Source organism: Rhizobium mesoamericanum STM3625 (assembly GCF_000312665.1).
In the GTDB taxonomy this organism is placed as follows: Bacteria; Pseudomonadota; Alphaproteobacteria; order Rhizobiales; family Rhizobiaceae; genus Rhizobium; species Rhizobium mesoamericanum.
Map to the genome: position 1 here is coordinate 936,343 of NZ_HF536772.1, position 18,867 is coordinate 955,209.

16 protein-coding genes are annotated in these 18,867 nt (G+C 60.3%); 12 read left to right on the plus strand and 4 right to left on the minus strand.

Going from position 1 to position 18,867, the window contains the following annotated elements; all coding sequences use genetic code 11:
• The first annotated feature begins 2 nt into the window (after window positions 1–2).
• Window positions 3–608, plus strand: coding sequence for a recombination mediator RecR (gene recR, locus BN77_RS04545; protein ID WP_007528938.1), 606 nt, complete (start codon window positions 3–5; stop codon window positions 606–608).
• An 8-nt stretch (window positions 609–616) separates the two neighbouring features.
• Window positions 617–1,870 (plus strand): lytic murein transglycosylase, encoded by a 1,254-nt coding sequence (locus BN77_RS04550; RefSeq protein ID WP_007528940.1) that lies wholly within the window; start codon window positions 617–619, stop codon window positions 1,868–1,870.
• A gap of 355 nt (window positions 1,871–2,225) precedes the next feature.
• Here the strand turns inward: BN77_RS04550 and BN77_RS04555 are convergent, their stop codons facing one another.
• Window positions 2,226–3,857, minus strand: a complete 1,632-nt coding sequence (locus BN77_RS04555) for an MFS transporter (RefSeq protein WP_007528943.1) — start codon at window positions 3,855–3,857, stop codon at window positions 2,226–2,228.
• Between the two features lie 226 nt (window positions 3,858–4,083).
• Here BN77_RS04555 and rimP point away from each other — a divergent pair, with 226 nt between their 5' ends.
• The 10 genes from rimP to BN77_RS04605 all read left to right on the plus strand — a co-directional run bounded on the left by rimP (window position 4,084) and on the right by BN77_RS04605 (window position 16,021).
• Complete coding sequence (gene rimP / locus BN77_RS04560) at window positions 4,084–4,689, plus strand: ribosome maturation factor RimP (protein WP_007528946.1); 606 nt, start codon at window positions 4,084–4,086, stop codon at window positions 4,687–4,689.
• A gap of 60 nt (window positions 4,690–4,749) precedes the next feature.
• Window positions 4,750–6,354 carry a transcription termination factor NusA gene (gene nusA, locus BN77_RS04565; protein WP_007528948.1) on the plus strand — a complete coding sequence of 535 codons (1,605 nt, stop codon included), beginning with the start codon at window positions 4,750–4,752 and terminating at the stop codon, window positions 6,352–6,354.
• Window positions 6,354–7,043 carry an RNA-binding protein gene (locus BN77_RS04570; protein WP_007528950.1) on the plus strand — a complete coding sequence of 230 codons (690 nt, stop codon included), beginning with the start codon at window positions 6,354–6,356 and terminating at the stop codon, window positions 7,041–7,043. The genes nusA and BN77_RS04570 overlap by 1 nt, the downstream gene beginning before the upstream one ends.
• 102 nt (window positions 7,044–7,145) lie before the next feature.
• Entirely contained in the window at window positions 7,146–9,875 is a 2,730-nt protein-coding gene (gene infB / locus BN77_RS04575) for a translation initiation factor IF-2 (RefSeq protein WP_007528952.1), read from the plus strand.
• A gap of 76 nt (window positions 9,876–9,951) precedes the next feature.
• Window positions 9,952–10,362 carry a 30S ribosome-binding factor RbfA gene (gene rbfA / locus BN77_RS04580; protein ID WP_040676736.1) on the plus strand — a complete coding sequence of 137 codons (411 nt, stop codon included), beginning with the start codon at window positions 9,952–9,954 and terminating at the stop codon, window positions 10,360–10,362.
• A gap of 13 nt (window positions 10,363–10,375) precedes the next feature.
• On the plus strand, window positions 10,376–11,308 hold the full coding sequence (gene truB / locus BN77_RS04585) for a tRNA pseudouridine(55) synthase TruB (protein WP_007528957.1): 933 nt from the start codon (window positions 10,376–10,378) through the stop codon (window positions 11,306–11,308).
• Window positions 11,309–11,712: 404 nt separating this feature from the next.
• The gene (gene rpsO / locus BN77_RS04590; RefSeq protein WP_007528962.1) at window positions 11,713–11,982 is read left to right on the plus strand and encodes a 30S ribosomal protein S15; all 270 of its coding nucleotides are present in this window, start codon (window positions 11,713–11,715) and stop codon (window positions 11,980–11,982) included.
• Window positions 11,983–12,300: 318 nt separating this feature from the next.
• Window positions 12,301–14,451 (plus strand): polyribonucleotide nucleotidyltransferase, encoded by a 2,151-nt coding sequence (gene pnp, locus BN77_RS04595; protein WP_007528964.1) that lies wholly within the window; start codon window positions 12,301–12,303, stop codon window positions 14,449–14,451.
• A gap of 75 nt (window positions 14,452–14,526) precedes the next feature.
• Entirely contained in the window at window positions 14,527–15,543 is a 1,017-nt protein-coding gene (locus BN77_RS04600; protein WP_007528966.1) for a class I SAM-dependent methyltransferase, read from the plus strand.
• Window positions 15,544–15,613: 70 nt separating this feature from the next.
• Entirely contained in the window at window positions 15,614–16,021 is a 408-nt protein-coding gene (locus BN77_RS04605; RefSeq protein WP_007528967.1) for an ester cyclase, read from the plus strand.
• 52 nt (window positions 16,022–16,073) lie between these two features.
• Here the strand turns inward: BN77_RS04605 and fabI are convergent, their stop codons facing one another.
• Genes fabI through fabA form a run of 3 tightly spaced genes read right to left on the minus strand, consistent with a single transcriptional unit; the run spans window position 16,074 to window position 18,682 of the window.
• Window positions 16,074–16,880 carry an enoyl-ACP reductase FabI gene (fabI, locus tag BN77_RS04610; RefSeq protein ID WP_007528969.1) on the minus strand — a complete coding sequence of 269 codons (807 nt, stop codon included), beginning with the start codon at window positions 16,878–16,880 and terminating at the stop codon, window positions 16,074–16,076.
• 4 nt (window positions 16,881–16,884) lie between these two features.
• Window positions 16,885–18,108, minus strand: a complete 1,224-nt coding sequence (gene fabB, locus BN77_RS04615; protein ID WP_007528971.1) for a beta-ketoacyl-ACP synthase I — start codon at window positions 18,106–18,108, stop codon at window positions 16,885–16,887.
• A gap of 58 nt (window positions 18,109–18,166) precedes the next feature.
• On the minus strand, window positions 18,167–18,682 hold the full coding sequence (gene fabA, locus BN77_RS04620; RefSeq protein WP_007528973.1) for a 3-hydroxyacyl-[acyl-carrier-protein] dehydratase FabA: 516 nt from the start codon (window positions 18,680–18,682) through the stop codon (window positions 18,167–18,169).
• Between the last annotated feature and the right edge of the window lie 185 nt (window positions 18,683–18,867).

The following is an 18,867-nucleotide window of genomic DNA, read 5'->3' on the forward strand; positions in this document are numbered from 1 at the left end:
TCATGGCAAAGCGAGTCACCGGCCCCGAAATCGAAAAACTGATCCAGCTGCTGGCAAAGGTACCGGGCCTCGGCCCGCGCTCCGCGCGCCGGGCTGCGCTGCACCTCATCAAGAAAAAGGACCAACTGCTCGGCCCTTTGTCGAATGCCATGGGCGAGGCCTATGACAAGGTCAAGATCTGCTCGCGTTGCGGCAACGTCGATACGGTGGATCCCTGCACTGTCTGCACGGACAACCGCCGCGACCAGTCCGTCATCATCGTAGTCGAAGACGTTTCCGATCTCTGGGCGCTTGAACGCGCCGGTGCCTTGAACGCAGCCTACCATGTCCTAGGCGGTACCTTGTCACCATTGGATGGCGTCGGTCCGAATGATCTCAACATTCGCGGCCTGATCGAGCGCGTTACCTCCGGCGGCGTTCGCGAGCTGATCATCGCGGTAAATGCGACCGTCGAGGGACAGACGACAGCACACTATATAACCGACCAACTGACCGGACTGAACGTCAAGATTACGCGCCTTGCTCACGGCGTCCCGGTTGGCGGCGAGCTCGACTATCTTGACGAGGGAACGCTTCAGGCGGCACTGAGGGCGCGCACGGCAATCTAGGGGGAAGCATGAGCAAGCGCATTTTTGACCGCCTTTTGATCGTGACGGCGGCGCTTTTGGCGCTGTCATGCAAGCCGGTGCTTTGCGCGTCGAAAGCCGATGTCGAAGCGCAGTTCGAGAGCTGGGTGCAGAATGACCTCTGGCCGGAAGCACAGAGGAACGGCATTTCAGAACGGGCGTTTCGCGCGTCCTTCGCGGGCGTCGAACTCAATTGGAGCCTGACGGATCTCGCGCCTCCCGGCTTTCCGCCGCCGAAGGAGCAGAAGCAGACGCAGGCCGAATTTTCCTCTCCCGCACCCTATTTCAACGAGGATCGGCTGAAGCGGCTGGCTGCCACCGGTCGCGATTTTGCTTCGCAATATGCGACGGTGCTCAAAAAAATCGAAAGGACCTACGGCGTTCCCGGTTCGATCGTGCTGGCTGTTTGGGGTCGCGAAACGGGCTTCGGTGCCGCCAAAATCCCGAACTCGGCAGTCGAAGTGCTGGCGACGAAGGCTTTCATGTCAACGCGCAAAGAGATGTTCCGCACCGAGCTTCTTGCCGCTCTGCACATCATCGATCGCGGCGACGCAACGCCGGCTGAGTTCAAGGGGTCATCAGCCGGTGCGCTCGGCCAGCCGCAGTTCATGCCCACCAGCTACCTCAAGTATGCCGTCGATTTCGATGGTGACGGCCATCCCAATATCTGGACGTCTGTACCCGACACACTTGCCTCGATTGCCAACTTCCTCGGCCAGAAGGGCTGGCAGCGCGGTCGTGGCTGGGGCTATGAAGTCACGATTCCCGATCAGGTTTCCTGTGCGCAGGAGGGGCCGGATCTAGCCAAGCCCGTATCGCATTGGGCCTCGCTTGGCGTTACGCGTATATCGGGCAAGGCCTTCCCCTCCGACGAAGGCAAGGCATCCGGCATGATGCTCGTCCCGGCAGGCCGCGACGGACCGGAATTCGTCGTCACGCCGAACTTTTACGTAATCAAGGAATACAACAACTCCGATCTTTACGCGCTCTATATCGGCAATCTCGCGGATCGGATCGCCTATGGTTCCGGCGCTTTTCAGGGTCCGTGGGGCGACGTCGGCAAGATGCTGCGCTCCGACGTGGCGGCCATGCAGAAGGCGTTGGAGAAAAAGGGATATGATGTCGGCGGCTCCGATGGGCTGCCGGGCTACAAGACGCGCAGGTCCATTGGTCAGTGGCAGGAAAAGAACGGCATGAAACCGACCTGTTATCCCGAGGCGTCGATGATCGGTAGGTTGAAGTAAGTCTGGAGGGTGGTCCGATTCTGCCTTCGTGGCGCGCCACAAACCCCAGCTTCTCGTAGAAGCGGATCGACTTCGCCCGCGATTTGCCGGAGGTCAATGGAATCGGGCCATAGCCGAGCTTCGACCCATCGCGCCACCGCCCGTTCGATGAATCGGAACAAGGCCTAGGCGACTCGCGCATCTCTGGCGATGCGCACACATCATCGGATTCGATTGCTTCGAATACGGCAATGTACCTGGCATTCAGCAAATCCGAGACGATGTCGGGCGTGGCGCCGAGATCGTCATCAGAAAGCATCTCGATGATATCGGTCATCGGCACGGTGGGCATGGCGGAAGGTATCCATGTCTTGCCTCAATGGTGGAGGTCGATCGGCGCTTTATAGAAGACGTCGTCATTGGGCGGAATGGCCTGACGCTCGATCAGCCGGTGCACCTGCGGTAGGTCCACGCCGCGGTGGAGATCGCGCAACCGTTCGATATTTTCCGCGTCGGCCTGGGTGCGGCGTTGATTGTGCCTGATGTATTCGACCCAGGTTGGCGTGTGGTAGGTCTCGGTCCACCGCCCTGGCTTTTCGAGGTCGCGCATCAGTGCCCAATTGCGGGCGCCGTCGCGAATGCGGATACGCCGCCGCTCGCCCATCAGTGCCAGAAACTCGCGAACATCCGCGTCCGCGATTTCATAGTCGATCTGGACGACGATCGGGCCGCTGCGTGGCGTAATATCGAGACCGAGCGCAGGTTCGGTGAAGCGGTTCAGTGGGTCGAGGTTGAGCGAGGCAAAGGCCGGCATGGCGAAGCGCAGCCCGACGACAATGCCGAAGAGCATGGCAACCGCGGAGATCAGCAGGGCGTTGGAGATGCCGTAGCGGCCGGCGACGATGCCCCAGAGCCAGCTGCCACCCGCAATGCCACCAAAGGTCACGGTCTGATAGAGCGACAGCGCGCGACCGACGACCCAGCGCGGCGTCGACAGCTGCACGATCGTATTGAACAGCGAAAGCGCCAATACCCAGCAAGCGCCCGATATCACCAGTCCGGCACAGGTCAGCGCGGCAATCGGACTGAAGGCGGCGATCGCGGCGCTCAATGCAAAGCCGGCGAAGGAGATGCGCACGATCGTTTCGCTCGAAAAGCGCTCACGCAGCCGATCATTCAGCATCGCACCGCCGATCGCGCCAATGCCGAAGGAGCCGAGCATGAGGCCATAGGTCAAGGGACCGCCGACAACGAGGTTGATTGCCACGATCGGCAGCAACGCGAGTATCGAGCTGGCAGTGACGCCGAAGATGAGACCGCGCAATAGCACTTTCTGCAGGTTGGGCGACATCGACACATAGCGAAGGCCCGCAAAGACGGCGCTGCCGAGCGTCTCCCGCGGCAGATTGGAGGTCGGCAAGCTCGGTTTCCAGCGCATCAGCGCATAGATCAATGCGAAATAGCTCAATGTGTTGACGGCAAACGCCGCAGCGGCGCCGGCTGCAGCGACGATGACACCACCAATCGCCGGGCCGACGCTGCGCGTGATGTTGAAGCCTACGCTGTTTAACGTGACGGCGCCCGGGAGATCCGCTCGTGGAACCATGTCGCCGACGGAAGCCTGCCAGGAGGGGTTATTTAGCGCTGTGCCGCATCCGATCAGAAACGTGAAGAAGAGGAGCAGCCAGGGCGAAAGCCAGCCGAAATAGGCCGAGATGCTAAGCAGCGCGGAAACGGCAAGCATGAAATATTGCGCCGTCAGCATCACCCGGCGCCGGTCGAAGCTGTCAGCTAGGGCGCCAGACACGAGCGAAAAAAGCATAATCGGCAAGGCCGTCGATGTCTGCACCAGCGCAACCATATTCTCCGACGCCGTGATGGTCGTCATCATCCAGGCGGCGCCCACCGCCTGGATCAATCCCCCGAAATTCGAGGCTAGGCTTGCAAACCAGATCCTGCGGTAGGTTCCGTGCCGCAACGGCGCCAGTGTCGACGATGTGTAAGGCACGATCCCTCCCGATGCCGGTCTCTGGAAGCCAATATATGGCGCAAGGTGCCTCTGGCTAGCGCCGGGGCGCATCCGGAACGTTGGCGATGGAGCTTGCAATTTTGGAAAAACCGGCCTATATGGCTCTCAAATCTTGATCGTTTTGATGAAGAGTGGGCCGCAAGGACCCGCTCTTTTTTATTACCGCGGTCACCCAAAATGCATGAAATTGCTAGGAGCGCATCGCTTGTCGGATCCGACGAAAGCAGACAATGAACTTGAGCCGCGGTTAATCACTGAGACCGGTCTCGACCAGCGTCTTGCCGACATTATCGAGCCTGTATTGGTGGATCTCGGGTTTCGCCTGACCCGCGTGCGGATGCTCAATCAGAACGGCGCAACCCTGCAGATCATGGCCGAGCGCAACGACGGAACGATGACTGTGGAGGACTGCGAGGCGGTCTCGATGGCCATTTCTCCGGTTCTGGATGTGGAAGATCCGATCGATCGGGAGTATCATCTCGAGGTGTCTTCGCCGGGTATCGATCGTCCGCTGGTTCGGAAATCGGATTTCACCCGTTGGCAGGGACACCTTTTGAAGTGCGAGACGTCGATCATGATCGGCAACCGCAAGCGCTTCCGCGGCAAGATCGTGGAAAGCGATGCGGATGGTTTCACGCTCGAGCGTGACCAGGTTGCCTATGGCGAAGAGCAGAAGGTTGTAATCCCTTTCACTGCGCTCAGCGATGCGAAGCTCATTCTGACCGACGATCTGATCCGCGATGCACTGCGCGCCGACAAGCTGGCGAAGGCAGAGGCCGCGAACCAGAACGAATCGGAAGACGAAGAATAACCGATCAACTTATGGCTCCAGGGACGGGAACCCGGAACGCCTAGACGGAGAGAAAAGACAATGGCAGTCAGTGCGAACCGGCTCGAACTTCTGCAGATCGCAGATGCAGTGGCGCGCGAAAAGGTCATCGACCGCGAGATCGTGCTTGCCGCAATGGCGGACGCGATCCAGAAGGCGGCGCGCTCCCGGTACGGCACCGAGTCCAATATCCGCGCCGACATCAATCCGAAGACCGGTGAAATCCGTCTTCAGCGTCTGCTCGAAGTTGTCGACAAGGCCGAAGATTATTCGACCCAGATTCCGCTTGAGCTGGCCCGCGACCGCAATCCGGATGCAGCCCTTGGCGATTTCATCGCCGATCCGTTGCCGCCGATGGATTTCGGCCGTATCGCTGCCCAATCCGCCAAGCAGGTTATCGTCCAGAAGGTTCGCGAAGCCGAACGTGACCGCCAGTTCGATGAGTTCAAGGACCGCGTCGGCGAGATCGTCAACGGCACCGTCAAGCGCGTCGAATACGGCAACGTTATCGTCGACCTCGGCCGTGGCGAAGGCATCATCCGCCGCGACGAAATGATCCCGCGCGAAAACGTCCGCTATGGCGATCGCGTCCGCGCATACGTATATGATGTTCGCCGTGAACAGCGCGGCCCGCAGATCTTCCTGTCGCGCACGCATCCGCAGTTCATGGTTAAGCTGTTCACCATGGAAGTGCCTGAAATCTACGACGGCATCATCCAGGTGAAGTCGGTTGCTCGCGATCCGGGTTCGCGTGCCAAGATCGCCGTTATCTCGAACGACAGCTCGATCGATCCGGTCGGCGCTTGCGTCGGTATGCGCGGTTCTCGTGTTCAGGCCGTCGTTGGCGAGCTTCAGGGCGAAAAGATCGACATCATCCCGTGGTCGCAGGACCCCGCGACTTTCGTCGTCAACGCCCTCCAGCCGGCTGAAGTAGCCAAGGTTGTTCTCGACGAGGATGCCGAGCGCATTGAAGTTGTGGTTCCCGATGAACAGCTGTCGCTCGCCATCGGTCGCCGCGGTCAGAATGTCCGCCTGGCGTCGCAGCTGACCGGCTGGGACATCGACATCATGACGGAAGCCGAAGAGTCGGAGCGCCGTCAAAAGGAATTCAACGAGCGCACCAACCTGTTCATGGATTCGCTCGACGTTGACGAAATGGTCGGTCAGGTTCTGGCCTCGGAAGGTTTCGCGGCGGTCGAAGAGCTTGCCTACGTCGACCTTGATGAAATTGCCTCGATTGACGGTTTCGACGAAGACACGGCACAGGAAATCCAGACGCGCGCCCGCGAGTATCTGGAGCGCCTGGAAGCCGAAATGGACGAGAAGCGCAAGGCGCTCGGCGTTTCCGACGATCTGCGCCAGATCGACGGCATGACCGCGCAGATGATGGTCGCGCTCGGTGAAGACGGCATCAAGACGATCGAGGACTTCGCCGGCTGCGCCGCTGACGATCTCGTTGGCTGGAGTGAACGCAAGAACGGCGAGACCAAGAAGTTCGAAGGCCTGTTCTCGAAGTTCGACGTTTCACGCGTCGAGGCTGAGCAAATGGTTGTTCAGGCTCGCCTCGCCGCAGGCTGGATCACCGAAGAAGACCTCGCCAAGGACGCGGAAGCTGAAGAAGCTCCCGAGGCCGAGCAGGAAGTATAATGTCCGCGCGTGAGCCGACCGTTTCTCCTGAGGACGACGATCTTGCAGGATATGACGTGAATGGTCGCATGTGCATCGTGACGCGCGAAAGCGGATCGCCGGATGAGCTGATCCGCTTCGTTGCCGCTCCGGATGGGACTGTCATCGCCGACCTGAAGCGACAGCTTCCGGGACGCGGCTGCTGGGTCAAGATCGATCGCTCATTGGTCGACAAGGCGATTGCGAAGAAGCTCTTCGCTCGCGCTTTGAAAGCGGATGTGAAGGCGGCAGCCGATCTCGGTCAAACCGTAGAGACGCTGCTTGGACAGCAGTTGATGCAGATGATGAATATGGCTCGCAAGGCGGGCCAGTTCGTTACGGGTTCCGCGAAAGTGGATGCCGCAGTCAGGAGTGGAGCCGCAATTGCGGTGTTCCACGCAACGAATGCCGCCGAGGATGGCGTGAGAAAAATAGACCAGGCTCGCAAGGCCTGGCATCTCGGAATGGAAGCCGAGGAAGAAATACCTTCCTTCCGTCTCTTCTCGGAGGACGAAATGGAAGGGGTGATGGGCCAGAACACTTTTATCCATGCTGCAGTGCTTGCAGGGCAGGCGGGTGAGGGTGTAGTGAAGCGCGCAAAGATGCTCGAACAGTACCGTAGTGGCGGTCAGTCCCGGGCACCGGGCGGCGCTGGCCGGCAAAAACAATGATACGGTCACCGGCATCGGCCGGCTGCTACATCATTGATCGACAGTATTTGAACGACAGGGTCTGATGACGTCATCGCTCCCTGTCCGAAGGAACGGGAACGAATGACCGATAGCAATGACGACAAGACACTGAACGGACCGGGCAAGAAGACTTTGACCCTGAAGCCGTCGGGAATGAGCCAGGGCACCGTGCGCCAGGATATGGGCCGCGGCCGCACCAAGGCGGTCGTTGTCGAGACCCGGAAGCGGCGTCCGATGCGTCCAGAGGACGAGCGCCCGATCACCCCCGCGGGCTCCAGCGCTCCGGTTCGTACCGATGCGGCCCCGAGTGTACACCAGCCGCGGGCACCGCAGGCGCCACAGCCGCGCATCCAGCCGACGGGCGGCCACCAGTCGCGTCCGCAACAGCCTTCATCTCAGCCTCCGCGTCAGCAGGATCGCCCTCGTCCGGTGGTCCTGAACCATCTGTCGCCTGAAGAGATGGATGCACGCCGCCGCGCGCTCGCCATGGCACAGGTTCGCGATGCCGAGGATGCGGTCCGCCGCGCCGAGGAAGAAAAGCGCCGCGCCGCAGAAGAAGCCATACGACAGGCCGCTGAGGCTGAGGAAGCCGAACGCCGCGCTGCGGAAGAAGCTGCTGCTCGGGCCGCTGAAGCCGCCGCTGCTCCGGCTGCCGTAGCAGCACCTGCTGCTGCCGAACAAAGCACTGAGGCGCCGCGCGTTCAGACGCCTGCACCCGTCGCGCGCCGTCCGGATGTTGCGCCATCTCCAGCCGTGGCGCGCCCGGCACCTGGCGCAGTTGCTCCGGTTGGACGCGGTCGCCGCGACTCCGACGACGATGATCGCTCTGCGCCCCGTGGCGGCGCGCCGGTTCGTGGTCGTGTCGTTCGTCCCGAGCCCGCAAAGCCGGTGACGACTCGTCCGAAGGGTGAGGAGGATCGTCGCCGTGGAAAGCTTACGATCACGACCGCAAGCGAGGATGAAGACAGTGCACGCGGCCGTTCGCTCTCAGCAATGCGCCGCCGTCAGGAGAAGTTCCGCCGCAGCCAGATGCAGGAAACCCGCGAGAAGATTTCGCGAGAAGTCGTTTTGCCGGAGACCATTACCATCCAGGAGCTGTCACAGCGCATGTCCGAACGCGCAGTCGACGTTATCAAGTACCTGATGAAGGAAGGTCAGATGATGAAGCCGGGCGACGTCATCGACGCCGACCTCGCTGAGCTCATCGCCGGCGAATTTGGCCACACCGTCAAGCGCGTTTCTGAATCCGACGTCGAGCTCGGCATCTTCAACGTTGCCGACGACGAGGGCGATCGCGTTTCGCGTCCGCCTGTTGTGACCATCATGGGCCACGTTGACCACGGCAAGACCTCGCTGCTCGATGCCATCCGTCATGCCAATGTGGTTGCTGGTGAAGCCGGTGGTATTACGCAGCATATCGGCGCCTATCAGGTCGAGCAGAACGGTCAGAAGATCACCTTTATCGACACCCCCGGCCACGCCGCCTTCACGGCGATGCGTGCGCGCGGTGCGCAGGCGACCGACATTGCGATTCTGGTTGTTGCAGCTGACGACAGCGTCATGCCGCAGACCATCGAATCGATCAATCACGCCAAGGCGGCCGGTGTTCCGATCATCGTGGCCATCAACAAGGTCGACAAGCCGACCGCCGATCCGCAGAAGGTGCGCACGCAGCTCCTGCAGCACGAAGTCTTCGTGGAATCGATGGGCGGTGAAGTTCTTGACGTCGAAGTTTCCGCCAAGACCGGCAAGAACCTCGACAAACTGCTGGAAGCCATCCTGCTGCAGGCCGAAATCCTGGACCTCAAGGCTAACCCGAACCGCACGGCGGAAGGTACGGTCATCGAAGCCCAGCTCGACCGCGGCCGCGGCTCCGTCGCCACGGTCCTCGTCCAGAACGGTACGCTGAAGCCCGGCCAGATCATCGTCGCAGGCGATGTCTGGGGGCGTGTTCGCGCGCTCGTCAATGACAAGAGCGAACACGTCAAGGAAGCCCCGCCGGCCATGCCGGTCGAGGTGCTCGGCCTTTCTGGCACGCCGCAGGCAGGTGACAAGTTTGCCGTCGTCGAAAACGAAGGCCGTGCCCGCGAGATCTCGGAATATCGCCAGCGTCTTGCCCGCGACAAGGCTGCTGCTCGCCATTCGGGCCAACGCGGCTCGCTGGAACAGATGATGACGCAGCTGCACTCCGCAGGCGTCAAGGAGTTCCCGCTTGTCATCAAGGGCGACGTGCAGGGATCGATCGAAGCGATCGCAGGCGCGCTCGAAAAGCTCGGTACCGACGAAGTTCGCGCCCGCATCGTTCATTCGGCTGTCGGTGGCGTCACGGAATCGGATATCTCGCTTGCCGAGGCATCGGGTGCTGCGATCATCGGCTTCAATGTCCGCGCAAACGCCCAGGCTCGTACGCTGGCGGAACGCCAGGGCATCGAAATCCGCTACTACAACATCATCTACGACCTGGTGGATGACGTGAAGGCGGCGATGTCGGGCCTGCTCTCGCCGGAGCGTCGCGAAACCTTCCTCGGCAATGCCGAGATCCTCGAGGTGTTCAACATCACGAAGGTCGGCAAGGTCGCGGGCTGCCGTGTTACCGAAGGCAAGGTCGAGCGTGGTGTCGGCGTTCGTCTCGTCCGCGACCACGTCGTCATCCACGAAGGAAAGCTCAAGACGCTCAAGCGCTTCAAGGACGAAGTCTCGGAAGTGCATTCCGGCCAGGAATGCGGTATGGCTTTCGAGAACTACGAGGACATTCGCGCCGGCGACACGATCGAATGCTTCCGCGTCGAGCACATCACGCGTACGCTCTGATCGCGTGAAAATTGGAAATTTGGACGGGCGCCGGATCAACTGAGGCCGGCGCCCGAACCTTTTGAGGCAAAGAAAAATGGCAACAAGACCAACAACCTCCGCACCTTCGCAGCGTATGCTGCGCGTTGGCGAGCAGGTTCGCGCCGCGATCACGCAGGTTCTGCAGCGCGGCGAGGTGCGCGATGACGTGATCGAGAAGACCGTCATTTCAATCTCCGAAGTCCGCATGTCGCCCGATCTGAAGATCGCGACAGCCTACGTGACGCCGCTCGGTGTGACGGATCATGATGCAGTGATCGCTGCGCTGAACCGCAACGCGAAATACATCCGTGGCCGTCTTGGCCCGCAGCTTCGGCAGATGAAATACATGCCGGATATCCGCTTTCGCGACGATACGAGCTTCGACAATTATAAGAAGATTGACGAATTGCTGCGCTCGCCCGAGGTGAGGCGCGATCTCGACCACGGCGATACCGAAGAAGAATAGTAAGAAGAGACTGATGTCCAAACCACGTAAACCGAAGGGCCGCCCGATCTCGGGCTGGCTGATCCTTGATAAGCCGGTCGACTTCGGCTCCACCGAAGCCGTTTCCAAGATCAAGTGGCTGTTCAAGGCGCAGAAGTGCGGTCACGCCGGCACGCTTGATCCGCTTGCGTCAGGCATGCTGCCGATCGCGCTCGGTGATGCGACGAAGACGGTTCCTTATGTGATGGACGGTCGCAAGATCTACGAATTCACCGTAACCTGGGGCGAAGAGCGCGCAACCGACGATCTCGAAGGCGATGTGACGCAGAGCTCCGACGAGCGTCCGAGCGAACAGCAGATTCGCGATCTTCTGCCGAAATACACCGGAGTCATCAGCCAGGTACCGCCGCAGTTTTCAGCCATCAAGATATCGGGCGAGCGCGCCTATGATTTGGCGCGCGACGGAGAGGCGGTGGAGATCCCCTCCCGCGACGTCGAGATCTTTCGCCTGACTTTGTTGTCCTGTCAGGATGCGGATACGGCGCATTTCGAAGTTGAATGCGGCAAGGGTACCTATGTCCGCGCGTTGGCGCGCGACTTTGGCAGAGAACTCGGCTGCTATGGCCACATCTCGGGGCTGCGCCGCAGCTTTGTTGCGCCTTTTGCCGAGGAAACTATGATACCGCTTGCTGATCTGGTCGCGCTCGAGGCGATCGAAGACGCGGACGAGCGGCTAGCGGCGCTGGATGCTCTCTTGATCGACACAAGCGAAGCACTCTCCTCGCTGCCGCATCTCGTCGTCAATGACGATCAGGCACACAGGCTGAAGATGGGTAACCCGATCCTTGTGCGTGGTCGCGATGCGCCGGTGGCCGAAAGCGAAGCCTACGCCACGTCTCGCGGCAAGCTGATCGCAATTGGTGAGATCGGCCAGGGAGAGTTCCGCCCGAAGCGTGTTTTCGGTTGAGATTGATAAACCTCCGGTTTGATCAAATCGCAAGCGTGCATAACCACAGATGGCAATTGTCAAGGTTTGCCGTTCGGATATGTTTCCTTGAACTAGGCCGTCGGTCCTTCAGAACAGGGAGACAGTCATGCACAGACTTGCAGCCGGCATTATGATGTTCTTCTCGGCGGCTTTGATCGCCGGCAACGTTTGCTCTGCGGAGCGGTGGGCGACGTTACCAGCCTTCCCGCCAATGCCGGCAAGGTGACGAATCCGCCATCTGCGGCATGCCTCTTTCCATCGCAGCGCATTTGGTTTATACGCAGCGCCAGCAATCGGGCTCTGCCCGGATGCATTCGCGGCCTAAGCTGGACGACATCCCGGCTTTTGGCGACCTAATCTCCTCTCATAGAAAGGAACATACGATGTCGATTACTGCTGAGCGCAAGACGGCTCTCATTAAGGAATATGCAACGTTCGAAGGCGACACAGGTTCTCCGGAAGTTCAGGTTGCCATCCTGACCGAGCGTATCAATAACCTCACGGAACACTTCAAGGGCCACAAGAAGGATAACCATTCCCGCCGTGGCCTGCTGACGATGGTTTCGAGCCGCCGCTCGCTTCTTGACTACCTCAAGAAGAAGGACGAAGGCCGCTACACCAAGCTGATCGGCAGCCTGGGTATCCGCCGCTAAGACTTCTCGGCGGGCGCTCCTCTCTCGGACGCCCGCCGGATTGTTTCGGGGAGACTTCCCCATCCCGCCACGTGTGGCGGATTGCCCGGCAGACCCGGATGGGCCGGTTCTGCCAAACCAACCGTTGACCTGTCATGGGGCAGGATTGCCGGATGCTTTTGGCCAGAGCTTAACAAGCTTTGGCCCGGTCTCTTTAGAAGGGCCGCCGATGCAAAGCCTCCCGTTGTCTTGCCCATGATGCGTCACACCGATTGCGGTTGACCGTGCGCCGTGCCTTTGAAGGCGAGGTGCATGTTCCCGCATTGAAGGACAAGACATATGTTCGATACTCATAGTGTGGAAATCGAGTGGGCAGGTCGCCCGCTGAAGCTCGAAACCGGTAAGATCGCCCGCCAGGCTGATGGCGCCGTTCTCGCGACCTACGGTGAAACCGTGGTTCTCGCAACCGTCGTTTCCGCCAAGGCGCCGAAGCCGGGCCAGGACTTCTTCCCGCTTACCGTCAACTACCAGGAAAAGACCTACGCAGCCGGCAAGATCCCCGGCGGCTATTTCAAGCGCGAAGGCCGCCCGAGCGAAAACGAAACCCTCGTTTCCCGCCTGATCGACCGCCCGATCCGCCCGCTCTTCCCGGAAGGCTACAAGAACGACACGCAGGTGGTCGTCACTGTCATCCAGCATGACCTCGAGAACGATCCGGACATCCTGTCGATGGTCGCGACATCGGCTGCACTGACGCTCTCCGGCGTCCCCTTCATGGGCCCGGTCGGCGGCGCACGCGTCGGCTACATCAACGGCGAATACGTCCTCAACCCGCATCTCGACGAGATGGACGAGTCGAGCCTCGATCTCGTCGTTGCTGGTACGCATGATGCCGTCCTGATGGTTGAATCCGAAGCCAAGGAACTCAACGAGGAAGTCATGCTCGGCGCCGTCATGTTTGGCCACCGTGGCTTCCAGCCGGTTCTGGATGCGATCATCAAGCTCGCCGAAGTGGCCGCCAAGGAACCGCGCGATTTCCAGCCGGAAGATTACTCCGAACTCGAAAGCGAAATGCTGAAGCACTTCGAAGCCGAGCTTCGCACCGCCTACAAGAACACGCAGAAGGCTGAGCGTTACGCTGCTGTCGACGCCGTCAAGGCGAAGGTCAAGGCCCATTTCCTGCCGGAAGAAGGCGAAGCCAAATACACGGCCGAAGAAGTCGGCGCGATCTTCAAGCACCTGCAGGCGAAGATCGTTCGCTGGAACATCCTCGATACCAAGAGCCGTATCGACGGCCGCGACCTCGAAACCGTTCGTCCGATCGTTTCTGAAGTCGGCTTGCTGCCGCGCACTCACGGTTCGGCGCTCTTCACCCGCGGTGAAACGCAGGCGATCGTGGTTGCCACGCTCGGCACTGGCGAAGACGAGCAGTACGTCGATTCGCTGACTGGCATGTACAAGGAGCGTTTCCTGCTCCACTACAACTTCCCGCCCTACTCTGTAGGCGAAACCGGCCGCATGGGTTCTCCGGGCCGCCGCGAAATCGGTCACGGTAAGCTCGCATGGCGCGCTATCCACCCGATGCTGCCGTCGGCCGAGCAATTCCCCTACACGCTGCGCGTTGTGTCGGAAATCACCGAGTCGAACGGCTCGTCCTCGATGGCAACCGTTTGCGGTACCTCTCTGGCGCTGATGGATGCAGGCGTTCCGCTTGCCAAGCCGGTTGCAGGTATCGCCATGGGCCTGATCCTCGAAGGCGACCGTTTCGCCGTTCTCTCCGACATCCTCGGTGACGAAGACCACCTGGGCGACATGGACTTCAAGGTTGCCGGTACCGCTGACGGCATCACCTCGCTGCAGATGGACATCAAGATCGCCGGCATCACCGAAGAGATCATGAAGGTCGCGCTCAGCCAGGCCAAGGGCGGCCGCGCCCATATTCTCGGCGAAATGGCCAAGGCAATCACCGAAAGCCGTGGCCAGCTCGGCGAGTTCGCACCGCGCATCGAAGTCATGAACATTCCGGTCGACAAGATTCGAGAAGTCATCGGATCCGGCGGAAAGGTCATCCGCGAAATCGTTGAAAAGACCGGCGCGAAGATCAACATCGAAGACGACGGCACGGTCAAGATCGCCTCTTCGTCCGGCAAGGAAATCGAAGCGGCCCGCAAGTGGATCCACTCGATCGTTGCTGAGCCGGAAGTTGGCCAGATCTACGAAGGCACGGTCGTCAAGACCGCCGACTTCGGCGCCTTCGTCAACTTCTTCGGCGCCCGCGACGGCCTCGTCCACATCTCGCAGCTCGCTTCCGAACGTGTTGCGAAGACGCAGGACGTCGTCAAGGAAGGCCAGAAGGTTTGGGTCAAGCTCCTCGGCTTCGATGAGCGCGGCAAGGTCCGACTGTCGATGAAGGTTGTCGACCAGGCAACGGGCCAGGAACTCCCGGCTGCCGAAAAGTCCGACAAGAAGAAGGAAGAAGCGGCTGAGTAAGCCGCGCCTTTCAAAACGTTCGAGGGCGTGGGAGTTTTCCCGCGCCCTTTTTGCATCCGAAGGGGAGAAGAAATCATGAGCCGCGAAACCCTGAAGACCCTGTTCCATCCCTTTGCCAGTGGTACCGTCGAAGCGCCTGGCGAGGGCGAGCGTGTGCTCTTTCTGGGTGCTGAGGCAGGCTTTGCTGTGCCAGAGGGCTTTGCCGCCTCGCTGAACGCCGTACAGGGCTTTCGGTCGCTGTTCAGGCAGCTTCTCTCCCAGCGCATCGAAACCACGCCTGAGATCGAAGGCGAGGACTACGATGCCGCACTGGTCCTTTGCAACAAACACAAGGGCGAGAACGAGGCCAACATCGCTGCCGCGCTTCAGCGCGTGAAGGTTGGTGGCCTGATCGTGATCGCCGGTGGCAAAGAGGACGGCATCCAGTCGCTTCGCAAGCGCATCGAGGGCTTCGGCATAAAGATCGAGCATATGCCGAAGTATCATGGCGTTGCGCTGTGGTTCGCCCGTCCGGCAGATGTCAGCGAGATTGTCAGCAAGTTCGCCAAGCCGCCCGTGCGCGTCGATGGCCGCTTTCTGGCCGCAGCTGGCATGTTCTCACACGAGCGTATCGATGACGGCTCGGAGCTGCTCGCCTCGCGTCTGCCTGCGGATTTCACCGGCGATGTCGCCGATTTCGGCGCTGGCTGGGGCTATCTCTCCGTCGAACTCGCGGAGCGGTCTCCTGGCGTCAGCCGGCTTGACCTTTACGAAGCCAACCACTCCGCTTTGGAGGCCGCCAAGGCCAACTTGGCGGAGAACTGCCCTGATGTGCCGGCGCGCTACTTTTGGCACGATCTGGTTGGCGAACCGGTCAAGGACAGGTACGACCTCGTCATCATGAACCCACCCTTTCATGAGGGCCACGCGGCAGAGCCGTCACTTGGCCAGGCGATGATCAAGACAGCGGCGTCGGTGCTGCGTGGCGGTGGTCGCCTGCTGCTGGTTGCCAATCGCGGTCTGCCTTATGAACCGGTACTCGCTGCGAACTTTAAGGAAAGCGGCGAGACTTGCCGCAATGCACGCTTCAAGGTGCTTTGGGCGAAGAAGTAAGCTGCCACACAGGCAGCCTTGGTGGATCTGCTAGACTTGCTGCAGATGGAGAGGCAAAAGGGGGAGAGACATGGCCACGGAAGCCAATAAGATGCTCGTGAGGGCCTATGTCGAGGCATTCAATCGCTTCGACATGGCGGCACTGCGCCAGCTGTTTGCAGCTGATGCGCGGATCTACGGTGTTCTGGGATATGGAGGTCTCGATGACGTAGAGCCTATCTGGCGCGAGCTTCACGAGGGTATGAACATAAACCTTGAGATCCTCGATATCGCCGCCGAGGGAAGGAACGTCGTGGTTCGCTATCGGGAGAGCGGGCGCTATTCCGGTTTCTTTCGAGGTCTCGTGGGGCATGACCCGACCGGCAAAAGCTACGAAGTCACAGCGATGGAATGGTTCGTGATAGAGAGCGGAAAGATTGCGACTCGCTGGGGCGCCAGGGATTCTGGGGCCATCCTGCGGCAGGTCACGCATCCCTAGGACGCAAGCATCTCGAAGAAAAAGCCGGGCCCGTTCGCCCGGCTTTCTGCCTTTATTCCACGTCTGCCCTGCGAAGCGCGTCGAGCGTCGGCATTGAGGTTATGTTGAAGCCGGCATCGACGAAATGGATTTCGCCGGTCACACCAGCGGAAAGGTCGGACAGCAGGTAAAGCGCGGAATTGCCAACCTGATCGATCGTTACAGTCTTGCGCAGCGGCGAATTGCGCTGGTTCCACGAAAGGATCGCGCGTGCGTCGGAAATGCCGGCGCCAGCGAGTGTCCGGATCGGACCTGCCGAGATCGCGTTGACGCGAATGCCATTCGGGCCGTAGTCGGCCGCCAGATAGCGCACAGACGCCTCAAGAGCGGCCTTGGCAACACCCATAACGTTGTAGTTCGGGATGACGCGCGTCGAGCCGTTATAGGTCAGCGTCAGCATCGACCCGCCTGCGTTCATCAGCGGCGCGCAGCGCTTGGCGATCTCGGTGAAGGAGAAACAGGAGATCACCATCGTGCGGCTGAAATTGTCGCGCGTCGTGTCCGCGTAAAGTCCCTTCAGCTCGTTCTTGTCAGAGAAACCGATGGCATGAACGATGAAATCGAGGCTGCCCCAGCGCTCCTTTATGGCATCAAACGTGGCATCGACGGAGGCGATGTCCTCGACGTCGCAAGGCAGAACGAATTCGGATCCGACTTCGGCGGCCAGCGGCTTGACACGCTTTCCAAGCGCATCACCCTGATAGGTGAACGCGAGTTCCGCGCCCTGTGCCGCGAGTGCTTTCGAAATCCCCCAAGCGATCGAGTGGTTGTTTGCGACCCCCATGATGAGGCCGCGCTTACCCTGCATGATTCGCGTCATGTTGTTATCCGTTATAGCGCTGGAAGACGAGCGTGGCGTTCGTACCGCCAAAGCCGAAGGAGTTGGAGAGGGCGATGTCGATTTTGGCATCGTCGATGCGCTTGCGAACGACCGGAACGCCGTCGAATTCCGGGTCGAGTTCGGTAATATGGGCGCTCTCGCCGATGAAGCCGGCCTGCATCATCAGCAGGGAGTAGATCGATTCTTGCACGCCGGCCGCGCCCAGCGAGTGACCAGTCAGGGACTTCGTCGATTGGATGTGCGGGACCTTGTCGCCGAACACCTCGCGGATCGCGCCGATTTCCTTGCTGTCGCCAACAGGGGTCGATGTGCCATGCGTGTTGATATAGTCGACATTGCCCTTAACGGTGGCGAGCGCCTGACGCATACAGCGGATCGCACCTTCACCCGACGGAGCGACCATGTCGTAACCATCGGAGGTCGCGCCGTAGCCGACGATCTCGGCGTAGATCTTTGCCCCACGCGCCTTGGCACGCTCCAGTTCTTCCAGCACGAGGACGCCTGCGCCGCCCGCAATGACAAAGCCGTCGCGGCTGACGTCATAGGCACGGGAAGCAGTTGCCGGCGTGTCGTTGTATTTGGACGACATGGCGCCCATGGCATCGAAGAGGTTCGACATCGTCCAGTCGAGGTCTTCGTGCCCGCCGGCGAACATCACGTCCTGCTTGCCCCACTGGATCATTTCCGCGGCATTGCCGATGCAGTGTGCCGAGGTCGAGCAGGCAGACGAGATCGAATAGTTGACGCCGTGGATCTTAAACCAGGTAGCGAGCGTTGCGGATGCCGTCGAGGACATGGCCTTCGGGACGGCAAACGGGCCGATGCGCTTCGGGCTGTTGTTCTTGATGGTGATGTCAGCCGCTTCGATCAGCGTGCGCGTCGACGGACCGCCAGAGCCCATGATGATGCCGGTGCGCTCGTTGTTGCTGATGTCACTTTCTTCCAGACCGGAATCCGCGATCGCCTGCTTCATGGCGACATGGTTCCAGGCGCCGCCTTGGCTCAGGAAGCGCATGGCGCGGCGATCGACCAGATCGGTCGGATCTAGCGTGGGGCGACCCCATACCTGGCATTTGAAGCCGTGCTCAGCAAAATCGTTGGAGAAGGAAATGCCGGATTTGGCATCGCGCAGCGAGGCAGTGACCTCGGCGGCATCATTGCCGATCGAGGAAACAACGCCCAGACCCGTGACAACTACCCGTCTCATGTGTTTCGACCTTTTCGTTTTTTCTAACTTGGAAACCGGGCAGGTATGCCCGGCGCAATCAGGCTTCTTTGTCCTTGGACAGGCCGACGCGCAGGTCGGTGGCCTGATAGATGGTTTCGCCGTCGGCCTTCAGCCAGCCATCGGCGGTGCCGAGAACCAGGCGACCGCGCATGACGCGCTTGAAATCGATACCGTACTCGAGCAACTTCGTCGTCGGGCGGATCATGCCCTTGAACTTAACTTCACCTGTTGAAAGCGCCATGCCACGGCCGGGCTCACCAAGCCAGCCGAGGAAAAAGCCGGTCAACTGCCACATGCCGTCAAGGCCGAGGCAGCCGGGCATGATGGGATTGCCGGCGAAGTGGCAGGGAAAATACCAGTCGTCCGGCTTCACGTCGTACTCGGCGCGGATGTAACCCTTGTCGAAGGCGCCGCCGGTTTCGGAAATGTCAGTAATGCGATGAACCATCAACATCGGCGGGAGGGGAAGCTGCGCATTGCCCGGGCCGAACAGTTCGCCGCGGCCGCAGGCCAGAATTTCCTCGTAGTTGAAGCTGGATTGTTTCGTCGCCATGAAAACTCTAATTCCCCCGCAACTGTGCCGATGGATGTGAACGTTTAGTCCAAGTTCAGCAGAAAATGAAGCATAAGCATGACTGAGCTTCACCCACCTTCGGAGGACCGGCTGCGCGCCTTATTTGGTGGTCGCATACAGGAAGGCCAAGCCCGGGACCAGTACTAATTGCGCCAAAAGCCCGA

Excerpts from the sequence above, each read along its gene's own strand:
- truB (WP_007528957.1), top strand. The coding sequence starts at position 10,376 with ATGTCCAAACCACGTAAACCGAAGGGCCGCCCGATCTCGGGCTGGCTG.
- nusA (WP_007528948.1), top strand. The coding sequence starts at position 4,750 with ATGGCAGTCAGTGCGAACCGGCTCGAACTTCTGCAGATCGCAGATGCA.
- BN77_RS04550 (WP_007528940.1), top strand. The coding sequence starts at position 617 with ATGAGCAAGCGCATTTTTGACCGCCTTTTGATCGTGACGGCGGCGCTT.
- BN77_RS04605 (WP_007528967.1), top strand. The coding sequence starts at position 15,614 with ATGGCCACGGAAGCCAATAAGATGCTCGTGAGGGCCTATGTCGAGGCA.
- BN77_RS04570 (WP_007528950.1), top strand. The coding sequence starts at position 6,354 with ATGTCCGCGCGTGAGCCGACCGTTTCTCCTGAGGACGACGATCTTGCA.
- infB (WP_007528952.1), top strand. The coding sequence starts at position 7,146 with ATGACCGATAGCAATGACGACAAGACACTGAACGGACCGGGCAAGAAG.
- recR (WP_007528938.1), top strand. The coding sequence starts at position 3 with ATGGCAAAGCGAGTCACCGGCCCCGAAATCGAAAAACTGATCCAGCTG.
- fabB (WP_007528971.1), bottom strand. The coding sequence starts at position 18,108 with ATGAGACGGGTAGTTGTCACGGGTCTGGGCGTTGTTTCCTCGATCGGC.
- BN77_RS04600 (WP_007528966.1), top strand. The coding sequence starts at position 14,527 with ATGAGCCGCGAAACCCTGAAGACCCTGTTCCATCCCTTTGCCAGTGGT.
- rbfA (WP_040676736.1), top strand. The coding sequence starts at position 9,952 with ATGGCAACAAGACCAACAACCTCCGCACCTTCGCAGCGTATGCTGCGC.
- rpsO (WP_007528962.1), top strand. The coding sequence starts at position 11,713 with ATGTCGATTACTGCTGAGCGCAAGACGGCTCTCATTAAGGAATATGCA.
- fabA (WP_007528973.1), bottom strand. The coding sequence starts at position 18,682 with ATGGCGACGAAACAATCCAGCTTCAACTACGAGGAAATTCTGGCCTGC.
- fabI (WP_007528969.1), bottom strand. The coding sequence starts at position 16,880 with ATGACGCGAATCATGCAGGGTAAGCGCGGCCTCATCATGGGGGTCGCA.
- pnp (WP_007528964.1), top strand. The coding sequence starts at position 12,301 with ATGTTCGATACTCATAGTGTGGAAATCGAGTGGGCAGGTCGCCCGCTG.